Source organism: Azospirillum largimobile (assembly GCF_977007025.2).
Window position 1 is genome coordinate 485,679 of the sequence record NZ_CDRMUA020000001.1, and the last position, 13,231, is coordinate 498,909.

The following is a 13,231-nucleotide window of genomic DNA, read 5'->3' on the forward strand; positions in this document are numbered from 1 at the left end:
TAACGCGGCGGTCCCGGGATCCCCGTTTTTCCGGACTTGAAAGCGCCTTTTCTCTATCGTCAGTCTTCCCCGCAGTTTTGCCGAGTACATGCCGATGCCACTCATCCAAGGACAGACGCCGACCCGCGCGGACTGGTTCGACGCGCTGATGTCGGCCAACGACGCCCCCCATGCGTTGCTTGGCGAAGACGGGCGCGTGCTGGTGGCGAACCGTGCCTTCGCCGAGGCCCTTGGCCTCGCCCGGGATGCGGTGGAAGGGCGAACCCTGGCGGAGGGCGGGTTGGCGGCAGGGGCGGCCGACGCGATCGACGTGCTGCGGCGCCAAGTGCTGGCGACCGGCACGGCGGCGAGCGGTGCCGGACCGTTTCCCGGCCTCGGGGGGGCCGTGGCGCTGAGCCCGGTGCGGGATGCCGGCGGCGGCGTCCGCGCGGTGGCGCTGATCGCCGACGCCGGTGCGGCCGCCCTTGCGGAGGCGCGGGCTGATGCCGCCCAGGCGCGTGCCGACGCGGAGCGCGCCCGCACCGCCAAGGGCAAGTTCCTGTCGGCGGCGAGCCACGATCTGCGCCAGCCCTTCCAGGCGATGCACCTGTTCCATCATCTGCTGATCGGCCGGCTGACCGATCCGGCCTCCATCGAACTGGCGAACAAGCTGGAGCAGGCGATCGTCGGCGGCGAGACCCTGCTGCGCGCCCTTCTGGAGGTGTCGGCGCTGGAGGCCGGGCTGGTCACCGCCAAGCCGCAGACCTTCCCGGTCGACGAACTGCTCGCCAAGATGCTGGAGGAGTTCGGGCCGGAAGCGGAGGCCAAGGGGCTGCGCTTCAACGTCCGTCCGCTCGATGCCCAGGTCACCAGCGATCCCGTCCTGATGGAACGGCTGCTGCGGCCGATCTTGGCGAACGCCCTGCGCTACACGCTGAAGGGCGGCATCCTGCTGGCGGCGCGGCGGCGTGGCGACACCCTGCGCATCGAGGTGTGGGACACCGGCGTCGGCATCGACCCGGCCAACCATGCCGTGATCTTCGAGGACTTCCACCAGCTCGGCAACCCCGGCCGCGACCGCAAGCAGGGGCTGGGGCTGGGGCTGGCCATCGTGCGGCGGCTGGCGCAGGTGCTGGGGCATCCGGTCACGGTGCGCTCCAAGCTCGGTAAGGGCTCGGTCTTCGCGGTGGAGGTGCCGCTGTCCGGTTCCGACGGCGATCGGTCGGGCGACGAGTCCGCCGACAGCGAACCGGAACCGGCAGTCGGGACGTCAGCGTCCGCCGTCCCGGCAATGGCCGGCACGGTGCTGGTGATCGAGGATGACGCCATGCAGCTGGAAGGGATCGGCATGCTGCTGCGCGGCTGGGGCTATGCCGTCATCCCGGCCCGCGGCATCGTCGAGGCCTGCGCCGAGTTGGACAGTGCCGCCGCCGCCCCGGACCTCGTGTTGTCCGACCTGCGCCTGTCGGGGCCGGAGACCGGCATCGACGCCATCCAGGCTGTGCGCGCCCGTTGCGGCCGGCGCGTGCCGGGCGTGATCGTGACCGGCGATACCGACCCCGACCGGCTGCGCAGCGTCGACCGCAGCGGCCTCCCCCTGGTCCACAAGCCCTGCGATCCCCGGGCGCTGCGCCGCCTGCTCAGCCGCAGCCTGAAGGCGGGGGCCGGACCCGCTGCAAATGGCGGGGGCCGGCCGGACCTCGCCTGTTCGCGCTAGCCTTTCCGCGCCTGCGCATTTTCGCTCTGCAACATCCCGGCTGGCCTGATTCCCGCGTCACAAAACCGTAATACGGCGTCTTGACAGACCCAGCCGTGCATGGGCAGTGTGACGCTTAGAGCAACCAAACAATTTCGAAAGCGATCATCGGGTTATCGGTTCTTTTCGCAAGCGCAAACACATTGCCGTATGCGTCTGCCACCAAAACTTCACGAAAGCGTCGCGGGACGGCAACCCAATGCCCTCATGACAACCGCGCACCATACCGGGACAGGGAGACCCACCGCATGTTGAGCCGCCGCAAGCTTGCCCTCCTGACGGGCGCCGCCACCACCACCGCGCTGCTGTTCGCCGCCCTTCCGGGGTCCGCGCTGGCGCAATCCAAGACGGTGATCGATTTCTGGCACGGCCTGCCGCAGCCGTTGGGCGGCCAGTTGGAGCAGGTCGTCAAGGACTTCAACGACAGCCAGCAGGCGGTCCAGGTCAACGCCTCCTACAAGGGCGCTTATCCCGAGACGATGCAGGCCGCCATCGCCGCCTTCCGTGCCGGCAACGCGCCGCACGTCGTCCAGATGTTCGAGGTCGGAACGGCAACGATGATGGCCGCCGGCCCGGCGATCAAGCCGGTCTACCAGCTGATGCAGGAAACGGGGGCAGCCTTCGACGCCGACGCCTACATCCCGGCGGTGAAGGGCTATTACTCGTCCAAGGACGGCAAGATGATGGCGCTGCCGTTCAACAGCTCCAGCACCATCATGTTCTACAACAAGGACGCCTTCCAGAAGGCCGGCCTTGACCCGAACAAGCCGCCGGCGACCTGGCCGGAGATGATCGAGGCGACGAAGAAGCTGAAGGCGTCGGGCTCCACCTGCCCGATGACCACCTCCTGGCCGGTGTGGGCGCAGTTCGAACAGCTGGGCGCCATCCACAACACTCCCTTCGCCAGCCAGGCCAACGGCTTCGGCGGCCTGAACGCCGAGCTGAAGATCGATGCCCCGCTCTTCGTCAAGCATGTGCAGACGCTGATCGACATGCAGAAGGAGGGGCTGTTCAAGTATGGCGGCCGCGACAACAAGCCGGACGCCCTGTTCCCGTCGGGCGAATGCGCGATGATCCACGGCTCGTCCGGCCTGCGCAGCCGCACCACCAAGGAGGCGACCTTCGCCTGGGGCGCCGCCCCGCTGCCCTACTGGCCGGAGTTCGCCAAGGAAGGTCCGAAGAACAGCATCATCGGCGGCGCCGCCTTCTGGGTCATGACCTCGCCCAAGCGCACGCCGGCCGAATACAAGGCCGTGTCGCAGTTCTTCAGCTATCTCGCCAAGCCCGAGGTGGATGCCAAGTGGCACATGGACACCGGTTATGTCCCGGTGACGATGAAGGGCTTCGAGTTGGCCAAGGCCCAGGGCTATTACGACAAGAACCCCGGCGCCGACGTGCCGGCCGCCCAGCTGACCCGCACGCCGACCACCGAGAACAGCATGGGCCTGCGGCTGGGCAACCTGCCGGAAATCCGCAACATCGTCCAGGAAGAGCTGGAGAAGGCCTTCCAGGGCCAGCAGGACGCCAAGCAGGCGCTGGACTCCGCGGTGAAGCGCGGCAACGCCGTGCTGCGCAACTTCGAGCGCGCCAACAAGGGCTGAGTGGCTGAGCGACCCTAGGATCCCCTCTCCCCCCGCTCTCGCGCAAACCAAGTTTGCGCTGACGCGACAGGCGGACCTCCGGTCCGCCGAAAGCGGGGAGAGGGTTAGGGTGAGGGGGATGCGTGGCGTGGCTTTTTTCGACAAGCAACGTCGTAGCTCCTCGCCCAATCCACCCCATGCCTCCCCCTCACCCCGGCCCTCTCCCCGGGGGGGAGAGGGGGGTATGGGGGCCCCAAATGCGCGCCATCTAACCGACGAAAGACCATCCTTTGCAGCGTCGCGTGACATTCGACAGCCGGCTGCTGCCCTACCTGCTGCTTGCGCCGCAGGTGGCGGTGACGCTGGTGTTCTTCATCTGGCCGGCGGCCCAGGCCGTCTGGCAGTCGGTGCATCTGCAGGACGCCTTCGGCATCCGCAGCGAGTTCGTCTGGTTCGAGAATTTCGAACATGTGCTGACCGATCCGAATTACATCGACACGCTGAAGGTCACCGTGATCTTCAGCGTCGCGGTCACCGTGCTGTCGATGGGCACGGCGCTGCTGCTGGCGGTGCTGGCCGATTCCAAGATCAAGGGCGCGCGGGCCTACAAGACGCTGCTGATCTGGCCCTACGCCCTGGCGCCGGCCGTCGCGGCGGTGTTGTGGATGTTCATCTTCAATCCCGACATCGGGTCCTTCGGCCGGGCGCTGAGGGCGCTGGGGTACGACTGGGACTACCGGCTGAACGGCGGGCAGGCGCTGTGGATGGTCATCATGGCCGCCAGCTGGAAGCAGGTGGCCTACAATTTCATCTTCTTCCTGGCCGGCCTGCAGGCCATCCCGCGCTCGGTGATGGAGGCCGCCAGCATCGACGGCGCCGGTCCGGTCCGGCGGTTCTGGACCATCACCTTCCCGCTGCTGTCGCCGACCACCTTCTTCCTGCTGGTGGTCGACATGGTCTACGCCTTCTTCGAGACCTTCGGCACCATCCATGCCCTGACCCAGGGTGGGCCGGGCAAGGCGACGGAGACGCTGATCTTCCGCGTCTATCACGACGGCGTGGTCAACAACGACCTCGGCGGGTCGTCGGCCCAGTCGGTGATCCTGATGGTGATCGTCATCGCTCTGACCGCGGTGCAGTTCCGCTTCATCGAGCGCAAGGTCCATTACGCATGAAGCAGACCCGTTTCATCGATGTCGTGCCGCACATCGTCCTGATCGTCGGCGTCCTCATCTTCGCCTATCCGATCTACGTGACGCTGATCGGCTCCACCTGGGATTCCGGCACCATCGGCCGTGGCGGTCTGCCGCTGTGGCCGGGCGGGGAGGGGGCGGCCAACTATGCCCAGGCCTGGGCGGGCGAGGCGGGGGCGCGCGCCAAATACACGCCCGTGCGCACCATGATGCTGAACAGCCTGGTCATGGCCCTGGCCATCGCGTTGGGGAAGATCGCCATCTCGATCCTGTCGGCCTATGCGGTGGCCTTCTTCCGCTTCCCGCTGCGCATGGCCTTCTTCTGGCTGATCTTCATCACGCTGATGCTGCCGGTCGAGGTGCGGATCATCCCAACCTACAAGGTCGTCGCCGACCTCGACCTGATCAACACCTATGCCGGGCTGGCCATCCCGCTGATCGCGTCGGCCACCGCGACGCTGCTGTTCCGCCAGTTCTTCCTGACCATTCCGGACGAACTGCTGGAGGCCGCCAAGATCGACGGCGCCGGGCCTGTGCGCTTTTTCATCGACGTGGTCCTGCCGCTGTCGCGCACCAACATCGCCGCGCTCTTCGTCATCCTCTTCATCTATGGCTGGAACCAGTATCTCTGGCCGCTCCTGGTCACCAGCAGCGGCGACATGGAAACCATCGTGACCGGCATCACCAAGATGATCGGCACCGGCGAATCGGCCAACGACTGGAACCTCATCATGGCGACCACGGTGCTGGCGATGCTGCCGCCGGTGGCGGTGGTGGTGCTGATGCAGCGCTGGTTCGTAAAGGGCCTGGTGGACAGCGAAAAGTAAGACGCGGACGAAGGAAAGAAGAACAATGGCAACCGTTGAAATCCGCGACGTCCGCAAATCCTACGGGCCGGTCGAAGCGATCAAGGGCATCGACGTCGCGATCCGGGATGGCGAGTTCCTCGTCCTGCTTGGTCCGTCCGGCTGCGGCAAGTCCACCCTGCTGCGCATGGTCGCCGGGCTGGAGGGCATCACCGGCGGCGAGATCGCCATCGGCGGGCGCGTGGTCAACAATCTGGAGCCCAAGGACCGCGACATCGCGATGGTGTTCCAGAACTACGCGCTCTACCCGCACATGACGGTCTTCGACAACATGGCCTACGGCCTGAAGATCCGCGGGATTCCGAAGGCGGAGATCCGCACCCGCGTCGACAAGGCGGCGGAGATCCTGGAACTCGGCCGCTTCCTCGACCGCCGGCCGAGCCAGCTGTCGGGCGGCCAGCGCCAGCGTGTCGCCATGGGCCGCGCCATCGTGCGCGAGCCAGCCGCCTTCCTGTTCGACGAGCCGCTGTCCAATCTGGACGCCAAGCTGCGCACCCAGATGCGGGTGGAGATCAAGCGGCTGCAGGACCGGCTGCGCATCACCAGCCTCTACGTCACCCACGATCAGGTGGAGGCGATGACGCTGGCCGACCGCATTCTGGTGATGAACCATGGCGTCGCCGAGCAGATCGGCACGCCGCTGGAGGTCTATCAGCGTCCGGCGAGCCTGTTCGTCGCCGGCTTCATCGGCTCGCCGCCGATGAACGTTCTGGACGGCCGCATCGACGACCGTGGCGAGGCGGTGCTGCTGCCCGGCGGCCAGCGCCTCCCCCTGCCGCAGCCGCGCCCGACCGATGCCGGCCGGCCGATCAAGCTGGGCATCCGTCCGGAACATCTGGCCGCCGCGACGGAAGGTTTCTCCGTCGTGGTGGAACTGGTCGAGGCGCTCGGGGCCGACACGGTGGTCTATGGGCGCCTGCCGGACGGCGAGGCGCTGCTGGTCCGCATGGCCGGCCTGCCGAGCTGTCATACCGGCGACCGCCTGACCGTCGCCCCGCAGGCCGACGCCCTGCACCTGTTCGACGCGGTGACGGGGCGCAGGGTGGAGTGACGCTACCCCTCAGAAGTCCGAACAGCGCCCCTTGAACTCCCAGTCGCCGTAGCGGGTCGGCTCCGGCCCCTTCGGGCCGCCGATCTCGCCCGGCTTCTGTTCGGGACCCTTGGTCTCCGTGGCATCCGGAGCGGTCTGGTCGGCTACCGCCTCGGCGGCATCCTGTTGCGGCTTGGTGGGTTCGGTCATCATATCCATCGCGATACTGCGGGCATTCCGGCGGGCATCTTGAACGCGGGCTCGGATCAGGCCCATATCGGGGGCATGGCTTGGAGCGGGGCGGGTTACCCCGCTTCGGCCCATCCTGAACCGATATGGCGATCATGACCAGCTATCTGAAGACCACCATTCTCCTTGCCGGCCTGACGGCGATCTTCATGGCGGTCGGCTTCCTGCTGGGCGGCAAGACCGGCCTGATCATCGCCTTCGTCGTCGCGCTGGGCATGAACCTGTTCAGCTACTGGAATTCCGGCGACATGGTGCTGTCGATGTACGGCGCCCGCGAGGTCGACGCCTATTCGGCGCCGGAGTTCCACGGCATCGTCGCCCGGCTGGCGGAACGTGCCGGCCTGCCGATGCCGCGCGTCTACATCATCCAGAACGACCAGCCCAACGCCTTCGCCACCGGCCGCGATCCGGAGCATGCGGCGGTCGCCGCCACCACCGGCCTGCTGCAGCGCCTGACGCCGGAGGAGATCGCCGGCGTGATGGCGCATGAACTGGCCCATGTGAAGAACCGCGACACCCTGATCATGACGATCACCGCGACCATCGCCGGTGCGGTGTCGATGCTCGGCAACTTCGGCCTGTTCTTCGGCGCCTCCAGCAGCGACGAGCGGGGCGGCAACCCGCTGGGCATGGTGGGGGCGGTGCTGGCCGCCATCCTCGCCCCCATCGCCGCGACGCTGGTGCAGATGGCGATCAGCCGTACCCGCGAGTTCGAGGCCGACCGCATCGGCGCGGAAATCTGCGGCCGTCCCAACTGGCTGGCCGACGCGCTGACCAACATCCACAACAGCGCCAACCACATCCCCAATCATCAGGCGGAGGCGCATCCGGCGACCGCCCACCTGTTCATCGCCAACCCCCTCAGCGGCGCCAGCATGGCCAGCCTGTTCTCCACCCACCCCGACATGGGCGAACGGGTGGCGCGGCTGCGCGCGATGGCGGCCCAGACCGGCAGCTTCGGCAGCGGTTTTGGGGGTGGGTTCGGGGGTGGCTTTACCCCGCCGCGCGACGGCCGCTCGCCCTGGGGCGCACCGCCGCAGGGCAGCCAGGGCGGCTTCATGCCGCAGAACCGCCGCGGCCCCTGGGGCTGATCTCCGAAGCGGGCGCTGTTAAGGATTGCGCGCCGGACGGGTGGACGACTACCCTTCCGGCCAGCGCTCAACCAAGACGGCCGCCAGGGGAAGCTTGCATGTCCGAAGTCGCGAAATACCGCCTCGTCACCCGTTCCGATTTCGATGGGCTGGTCTGCGCCGTCCTGCTGAAGGATCTGGGCATCCTCGACGAGATCAAGTTCGTCCACCCCAAGGACATGCAGGACGGCAAGATCGAGATCACCGGCCGCGACATCACCACCAACCTGCCCTATGTCGAAGGCGCCCATCTGGTGTTCGACCATCACCTGTCGGAGACCATGCGCGTCGGCGAAAAGGCGAACCACATCATCGATCCCAAGGCGCCGTCCGCCGCCCGCGTCGTCTATGATTATTACGGCGGGAAGGAACGCTTCCCCACCATCTCCGACGAGATGATGCTGGCCGTCGATCAGGCCGATTCGGCCCAGTACCAGCGCGAGGACATCCTCAACCCCACCGGCTGGACCCTGCTGAACTTCATCATGGACGCGCGCACCGGCCTTGGCCGCTTCCGCGAGTTCCGGGTGTCGAACTACCAGCTGATGATGGACCTGATCGATTACTGCCGCAGCCACAGCATCGAGCAGATCCTGGAACTGCCCGACGTGAAGGAGCGGGTGGAGCTCTACACCCAGCATGCCGAGCTGTTCGTCGACCAGCTGAAGCGCTGCGCCACGGTGCGCGGCAACGTCGTCGTGCTCGACCTTCGTCGGGAGGAGACGATCTATGCCGGCAACCGTTTCATGATCTACGCGCTGTATCCCGACACCAACGTGTCGATCCATGTGCTGTGGGGCCTTAAGCAGCAGAACACGGTGCTGGCCTGCGGCAAGTCGATCCTGGACCGCAGTTCCAAGACGGACATCGGCCCGCTGATGCTGCAATATGGCGGCGGCGGCCATCAGGCGGCCGGCACCTGCCAAGTCGACAACGACCGGGCCGAAGAGGTGCTGGAGGCCATCGTCGCCCGCATGCGGGCGGACGGCTGACTTCAACCGAGCGGATCTTTAGCGATTGAGCGCCTTTCCTCCCTTCCCCGACGGCACCCTGTTCGACGCCGGCTGGCTGTCCGCCCTGTCCGACGAGGTGCCGCGGGCCGAGGCGCTCGACCGCGCCCGCCCGGTGGTCGCCGATGCCATCGCCCGCACCGACGCGGCCGGGGCGGCGGCGCTGGCCCGCATCGACGCCCTGGTGGCGGGGGCGGCGCTCGACGCCATCCCGGCCCTGCTGGCGGCCGAGACCGATGAGTTGCCGGAAGCCGCCGCGACGGCCGAACGCTCCATCCACGATTTGATGAGCCGCGTCGCCTACAAGCGGCGGGAGCTGATGCCGCTGTTCCCGGATTTGATCGAGCGGGTTTCCGCCGTCCATGCCGCGGCGGTGCAGGCCTGCGGCACGGCGCGTTGGCGGCTGATGGCGGCGCGCGCGCGGATGCAGCCGGGGCGGCCGTCCAGTCCGATCCAGGGTTCCGGCACCCGCTATGTCAAGAGCGACCGCTTCGACGCCCGTGCCGCCGAAAGCCTGCCCGCCATCGACCGCACCCGCGCCGACCGCATCCTGAAGCGGCTGGGCGAGGCCCCGGTGCCGGACGAGTTGGAGTTGCGCCCGCTGGACGGGGGCGATGACCTGTGGACCATCAAGGCCGGCGGGATCAGCCGCTTCATCCTGCGGGTCGAGCGCGACCGGCGGGGGCCGTTCTACATGGTGGAGGATGTCGGGCCGCAGCCGGCATGAACAGGGGCGGCCTGAGGGCTCACGACGCTTGCCGCAACCGCACCTGTTCCCGATAGAAGATGTAGACGCCGCTGGCGACGATCACGGTGGTGCCGGCGATGGTCGACAGGCGCAGATCCTCGCCGAACAGCATCAGCGCATAGACCGCCGCCCAGACCAGCGTCGTGTAGCCGAAGGGCGCCACGGTCGCGGCGGGGGCGGCGCTGTAGGCACGGATCAGGCAGAAATGGCTGATACCTCCCAGCGTCCCCAGCAGGATCATCAAGGCCGCCCCGGTCAGGTCCGGCGTCACCCAGTTGAAGGGCAGGGCCGCCGTACAGACCAACGTACCGGCCATGCCGGTGTAGAAGATGGTTGTTGTCGGTGAATCCACGCCCTTCAGCTTGCGCGTGGCGATCTGATACAGCGCATTGCAGAAGGCTGCACCCAGCGGCAGCGCCAGGGCCCATTGGAAGGTTCCCCCCACCGGCCCGACGATGATCAGCGCGCCGGCCATTCCGGCCAGAACACCGACCCAGCGCCGCCAGCCGACCTTCTCGCCCAGCAGCGGGACGGATAGCGCCGTCACCAGAACCGGAACGGCGGCGGCAATCGCCTGCACCTCGGCGAAGGAGATGCTGCGCAACGCCAGGACGGCAAGCAGGGTGGTCGCCAACAGCAGGCAGGAGCGGACGAGTTGCAGGGGCAGCCGGCGCGACACCATCAGATGCGGGCTGCGCCACGCGACGATGATGCCGACCAGCAGCATATGGACGGCGAAGCGCGCCCAGGCGACTTCCATCACCGGGTAGCTTTGGGCAAGGACGCGTGTGGTGGCGTCCTGGGTGACGAACAGCAGCGTGGTCAGGATCATCCAGAAGATGCCCGCGCGGCCCGAGCGCCGTTCGGCCAAGGATCGTTCGGCCAAGGATCGCTCCGCCAGCGCGGCGTCACCGGCAGCGGCAGGCGTGCCCGCAGCCGTACTCGTCTCCCCCATACCCATGGCCCCGCTTTTCCAAGGTTGCCATACTAGTATATGGACGACGCGAGGTTGCTGACCTGCCAAGGGCGTGACATTGCCGTGCCCTGTGCGCAGGGCTGCCTGGATCGGTTAGATCCCCGCCACGCCCCACAGCAGCAGCGCCACCAGCCCGACCAGCAGCAATGCTGCGACGGCGGATAGAGCGAGCGCTCGCCCGATGTCGGCGGGGGAGACGCGGGCGCGGCCGTCGCCGATCCAGCTTTCGGTGATGACGACGCCGCCGTCGCGGTGCGGGCCGCCCAGTGCGAGGCCCAGCGCGCCCGCCATCGCCGCTATGGGCCATCCCATGTTCAGCGACGGGTGCTTGCGCGCGTCGCTTCGCAGCGTGCGGAAAGCGCCGCCGGCCTTGGCGGTGCCGATGAAGGGGGCGGCGAGCGCCAGCAGCAGGCCCGCCAGCCGGGCGGGCAGGGCGTTCAGCGCGTCGTCCAGGGTCGCCGCGGTCGATCCGAAGCGGCCATGGCGGACACCGGGGCTGCCGAGTGCGGCGTCGGCGCCGTCCATCGCGGTCCAGACGAACAGGCCCGGCACGCCCAGCAGGGCATAGCCGAAGACCGGCGCAACCAGCTTGCGGTCGAAGGCGCGGGCCGCGGCCTCCACCGCCGCGCGGGCGATGCCGTGCTCGTCCAGGCCATAGACATGGCGGCGGGTCAGCGACTGGATCGCCTCCTGGCCGGGGACCACCCCGCCGCTCTCCAGCGCGCGGCGCACCGCCCGCACGCGGGTCCAGGCCGCCCGCCCGCGCAGGCCGCAGAGCAGGGCCAGCAGTTCCAGCATCCAGCCGCGGCCGATGGAGCCGACCCATTCGACCGCCAGCCCCGCCGTCACGGCGATCAGCAGCAGCGCCAGCACCACCAGCGTCCCGCGGAACAGCTGCGCCGAGGCGCCGCGCTCCGCCCGGTTCAGCCGGGCGTCGGCGGCGTTGCAGAAGCGCCGCGCAAGCCCCGCCGGGTCGGGCAGGATACGGTCCAGCCAGTCGCCGAACAGCGCGTCGATCCCCAGGGCCAACAGCACAAGCAGCAGCGGGCCGGGACCGCCGAAGGCCGAACCGAACATGGCGTCTCCGCGACTAGATAGCGTGCATCAACGGGCGCCGGTCAGCGGGCGCCCGCTTGGCGCAGCAGGGTGCCGACGCGCGCGTTGCGGCTTTCCTGCGCCCAGTTCAGGGCGGTGCGGCCGGTGAAGTCGGAGCGGTCGACCTTGGCCCCGGCCTTCAGCAGCCGGTCCACCACGTCGGCACGGCCGGCGCGGGCGGCGACCATCAGCGGGGTCATGCCCTCGCGGTTCTCCATGTCGACCTTGGCGCCCTTCTTCAGCAGCAGGTCGATCAGCTCCGGGTTGCCGTTCTCGGCGGCGGCCAGCAGCGGGGTGTTGCCGGCCTTGTCGGCGCGGTTGACGTTGGCGCCGCTGTCCAGCAGCAGGCCGGCCATCGCCGGGCTGGCCCGGTCCACTGCCGCCAACAGGGCGGTCTTGCCGTGGATGTCGGCCTGGTTGGGGTTCTCGCCCCGCAACAGGGCGCCCTTCACCTTGGCGACATCGCCATCGTTGACCGCCTGCATCAGCCCGGTGTCCTGGAACAGGCTGATCTGGGCGAGGACCGGGGCGGCGGAGCCGGCGGACAGGCCGGCGGCGAGGAGGGTGGCGAGCAGGAGCCGCTTCATGGCGGGTGTCCTTCCTTGACAGCAGAGGTGCCGGATACTAGCCAAAAGACGGGCGCCTTTGCCAGATCGGCCTTGCCTGTTCCGTGTGCGCGCCGCATCGACATGAGGACCGCCATGCTCCGCACCACGCTCCGAAACCCGCTTGCCCGCCACATCGCGCTGTTCCTGCTGGTGAAGGCCGTGCTGATCGGGCTCGGCCTCTGGTGGTTCCTGGGCGCCATGCCGGAGCCGCGCGGCGTCGTGCCTCCGCCCGCCGCGGCGGCTCGCTCCTGATCGAACGCCTCATCGGAAGCCCCAGCCAAAGTCCCGGCAAAAGCATGGGCGGAACCTTGGCTCCGCTTTGCGGTTGGATCCGGATTGTACGGACTTCCTGCGAAGCGAAGGGGTGGAGGCATGATCGAGAGCCGCGACCAGAACCCGACCACAATCGATTCCAGTGCCTGGACGGGAGACACCGGAGGGACGACGGACGCCACGGTGCGCGAAGCGGTGGCGATCTTCGACAGCCGCGAGTCCCTGCAGAACGCCATCGACGACCTGTCGCTGGCCGGTTTCCAGCGCCATGAACTGAGCCTGCTGGCCAACGACGAGACGATCCGCGAGCGGCTGGGCAGCGTGCCCGGCGATGTCGGCAGCCTCGCCCACAATCCCGACGCCCCGCGGCAGGCCTACATCTCGCCGGAGGACATCGGCAGCGGCCAGGGTGCCGCCGTCGGCTTCCCCGCCTATGTCGGCGCCATCATCGCCACCGGCGCCATCCTGGCCACCGGCGGGACGGCGCTCGCCGCCGCCGCTGCGGCTGCGGCTGCCGGGGTTGGCAGCGGGGCCGCCGGCTCCTTCCTGTCGCAATGGATCACCGACAAGCGCAACGAGCCGATGCTGCAGCATCTCAATAAGGGCGGCATCCTGCTGTGGGTCAATGTCGGCGACGCCGCCCGCGAACGCATCGCGCTCGAGGTGCTGAACCGCCACGCCACCCAGCCGGCCGAAGTCCACGACGTGCGGCAGACCGGGTCGACGTAAGCATGGGAG

General features: G+C 68.3%; 14 protein-coding genes. 10 read left to right on the top strand and 4 right to left on the bottom strand.

Annotation, left to right across the window (positions count from 1 at the left end):
• The first annotated feature begins 94 nt into the window (after positions 1-94).
• The 5 genes from ACWPKK_RS02345 (at position 95) to ACWPKK_RS02365 (ending at position 6,425) form a co-directional block, all read left to right on the top strand.
• Positions 95-1,696, top strand: a complete 1,602-nt coding sequence (locus ACWPKK_RS02345; protein WP_452000781.1) for an ATP-binding protein — start codon at positions 95-97, stop codon at positions 1,694-1,696.
• A gap of 287 nt (positions 1,697-1,983) precedes the next feature.
• Positions 1,984-3,336, top strand: coding sequence for a sn-glycerol-3-phosphate ABC transporter substrate-binding protein UgpB (gene ugpB / locus ACWPKK_RS02350; protein ID WP_452000783.1), 1,353 nt, complete (start codon positions 1,984-1,986; stop codon positions 3,334-3,336).
• Positions 3,337-3,605: 269 nt separating this feature from the next.
• A complete protein-coding gene (gene ugpA / locus ACWPKK_RS02355) occupies positions 3,606-4,490 on the top strand; it encodes a sn-glycerol-3-phosphate ABC transporter permease UgpA (RefSeq protein ID WP_452000785.1) in 885 nt (294 codons plus the stop codon).
• On the top strand, positions 4,487-5,335 hold the full coding sequence (gene ugpE, locus ACWPKK_RS02360; RefSeq protein WP_452000787.1) for a sn-glycerol-3-phosphate ABC transporter permease UgpE: 849 nt from the start codon (positions 4,487-4,489) through the stop codon (positions 5,333-5,335). The genes ugpA and ugpE overlap by 4 nt, the downstream gene beginning before the upstream one ends.
• 25 nt (positions 5,336-5,360) lie before the next feature.
• Entirely contained in the window at positions 5,361-6,425 is a 1,065-nt protein-coding gene (locus ACWPKK_RS02365; protein WP_452000789.1) for a sn-glycerol-3-phosphate import ATP-binding protein UgpC, read from the top strand.
• A gap of 9 nt (positions 6,426-6,434) precedes the next feature.
• Here the strand turns inward: ACWPKK_RS02365 and ACWPKK_RS02370 are convergent, their stop codons facing one another.
• Positions 6,435-6,623, bottom strand: coding sequence for a DUF1674 domain-containing protein (locus tag ACWPKK_RS02370; protein ID WP_452000791.1), 189 nt, complete (start codon positions 6,621-6,623; stop codon positions 6,435-6,437).
• 116 nt (positions 6,624-6,739) lie between these two features.
• On the opposite strand from ACWPKK_RS02370, the gene htpX reads away from it, so the two are divergent.
• The 3 genes from htpX (at position 6,740) to ACWPKK_RS02385 (ending at position 9,520) form a co-directional block, all read left to right on the top strand.
• Positions 6,740-7,744, top strand: a complete 1,005-nt coding sequence (gene htpX / locus ACWPKK_RS02375; RefSeq protein WP_324865355.1) for a zinc metalloprotease HtpX — start codon at positions 6,740-6,742, stop codon at positions 7,742-7,744.
• Between the two features lie 98 nt (positions 7,745-7,842).
• Positions 7,843-8,775, top strand: a complete 933-nt coding sequence (locus tag ACWPKK_RS02380) for an exopolyphosphatase (RefSeq protein WP_452000793.1) — start codon at positions 7,843-7,845, stop codon at positions 8,773-8,775.
• A 25-nt stretch (positions 8,776-8,800) separates the two neighbouring features.
• On the top strand, positions 8,801-9,520 hold the full coding sequence (locus ACWPKK_RS02385; RefSeq protein WP_452000795.1) for a hypothetical protein: 720 nt from the start codon (positions 8,801-8,803) through the stop codon (positions 9,518-9,520).
• A gap of 19 nt (positions 9,521-9,539) precedes the next feature.
• Here the strand turns inward: ACWPKK_RS02385 and ACWPKK_RS02390 are convergent, their stop codons facing one another.
• From ACWPKK_RS02390 to ACWPKK_RS02400, 3 genes are all read right to left on the bottom strand, one after another.
• Positions 9,540-10,427, bottom strand: a complete 888-nt coding sequence (locus ACWPKK_RS02390; RefSeq protein WP_452000797.1) for a DMT family transporter — start codon at positions 10,425-10,427, stop codon at positions 9,540-9,542.
• 183 nt (positions 10,428-10,610) lie between these two features.
• Complete coding sequence (locus ACWPKK_RS02395; RefSeq protein ID WP_452000799.1) at positions 10,611-11,594, bottom strand: cobalamin biosynthesis protein; 984 nt, start codon at positions 11,592-11,594, stop codon at positions 10,611-10,613.
• 41 nt (positions 11,595-11,635) lie between these two features.
• Complete coding sequence (locus tag ACWPKK_RS02400) at positions 11,636-12,199, bottom strand: ankyrin repeat domain-containing protein (protein ID WP_452000800.1); 564 nt, start codon at positions 12,197-12,199, stop codon at positions 11,636-11,638.
• Between the two features lie 114 nt (positions 12,200-12,313).
• On the opposite strand from ACWPKK_RS02400, the gene ACWPKK_RS02405 reads away from it, so the two are divergent.
• Together ACWPKK_RS02405 and ACWPKK_RS02410 are read left to right on the top strand one after the other, a co-directional pair.
• A complete protein-coding gene (locus ACWPKK_RS02405) occupies positions 12,314-12,472 on the top strand; it encodes a hypothetical protein (protein ID WP_452000802.1) in 159 nt (52 codons plus the stop codon).
• A 120-nt stretch (positions 12,473-12,592) separates the two neighbouring features.
• On the top strand, positions 12,593-13,222 hold the full coding sequence (locus ACWPKK_RS02410; protein ID WP_452000804.1) for a hypothetical protein: 630 nt from the start codon (positions 12,593-12,595) through the stop codon (positions 13,220-13,222).
• Positions 13,223-13,231 lie beyond the last annotated feature (9 nt).

Coding starts and splice junctions, on each gene's coding strand:
- ACWPKK_RS02345 (WP_452000781.1), top strand. CDS start 95: ATGCCACTCATCCAAGGACAGACGCCGACCCGCGCGGACTGGTTCGAC.
- ugpB (WP_452000783.1), top strand. CDS start 1,984: ATGTTGAGCCGCCGCAAGCTTGCCCTCCTGACGGGCGCCGCCACCACC.
- ugpE (WP_452000787.1), top strand. CDS start 4,487: ATGAAGCAGACCCGTTTCATCGATGTCGTGCCGCACATCGTCCTGATC.
- ACWPKK_RS02365 (WP_452000789.1), top strand. CDS start 5,361: ATGGCAACCGTTGAAATCCGCGACGTCCGCAAATCCTACGGGCCGGTC.
- ACWPKK_RS02370 (WP_452000791.1), bottom strand. CDS start 6,623: ATGGATATGATGACCGAACCCACCAAGCCGCAACAGGATGCCGCCGAG.
- htpX (WP_324865355.1), top strand. CDS start 6,740: ATGGCGATCATGACCAGCTATCTGAAGACCACCATTCTCCTTGCCGGC.
- ACWPKK_RS02380 (WP_452000793.1), top strand. CDS start 7,843: ATGTCCGAAGTCGCGAAATACCGCCTCGTCACCCGTTCCGATTTCGAT.
- ACWPKK_RS02395 (WP_452000799.1), bottom strand. CDS start 11,594: ATGTTCGGTTCGGCCTTCGGCGGTCCCGGCCCGCTGCTGCTTGTGCTG.
- ACWPKK_RS02400 (WP_452000800.1), bottom strand. CDS start 12,199: ATGAAGCGGCTCCTGCTCGCCACCCTCCTCGCCGCCGGCCTGTCCGCC.
- ACWPKK_RS02405 (WP_452000802.1), top strand. CDS start 12,314: ATGCTCCGCACCACGCTCCGAAACCCGCTTGCCCGCCACATCGCGCTG.
- ACWPKK_RS02410 (WP_452000804.1), top strand. CDS start 12,593: ATGATCGAGAGCCGCGACCAGAACCCGACCACAATCGATTCCAGTGCC.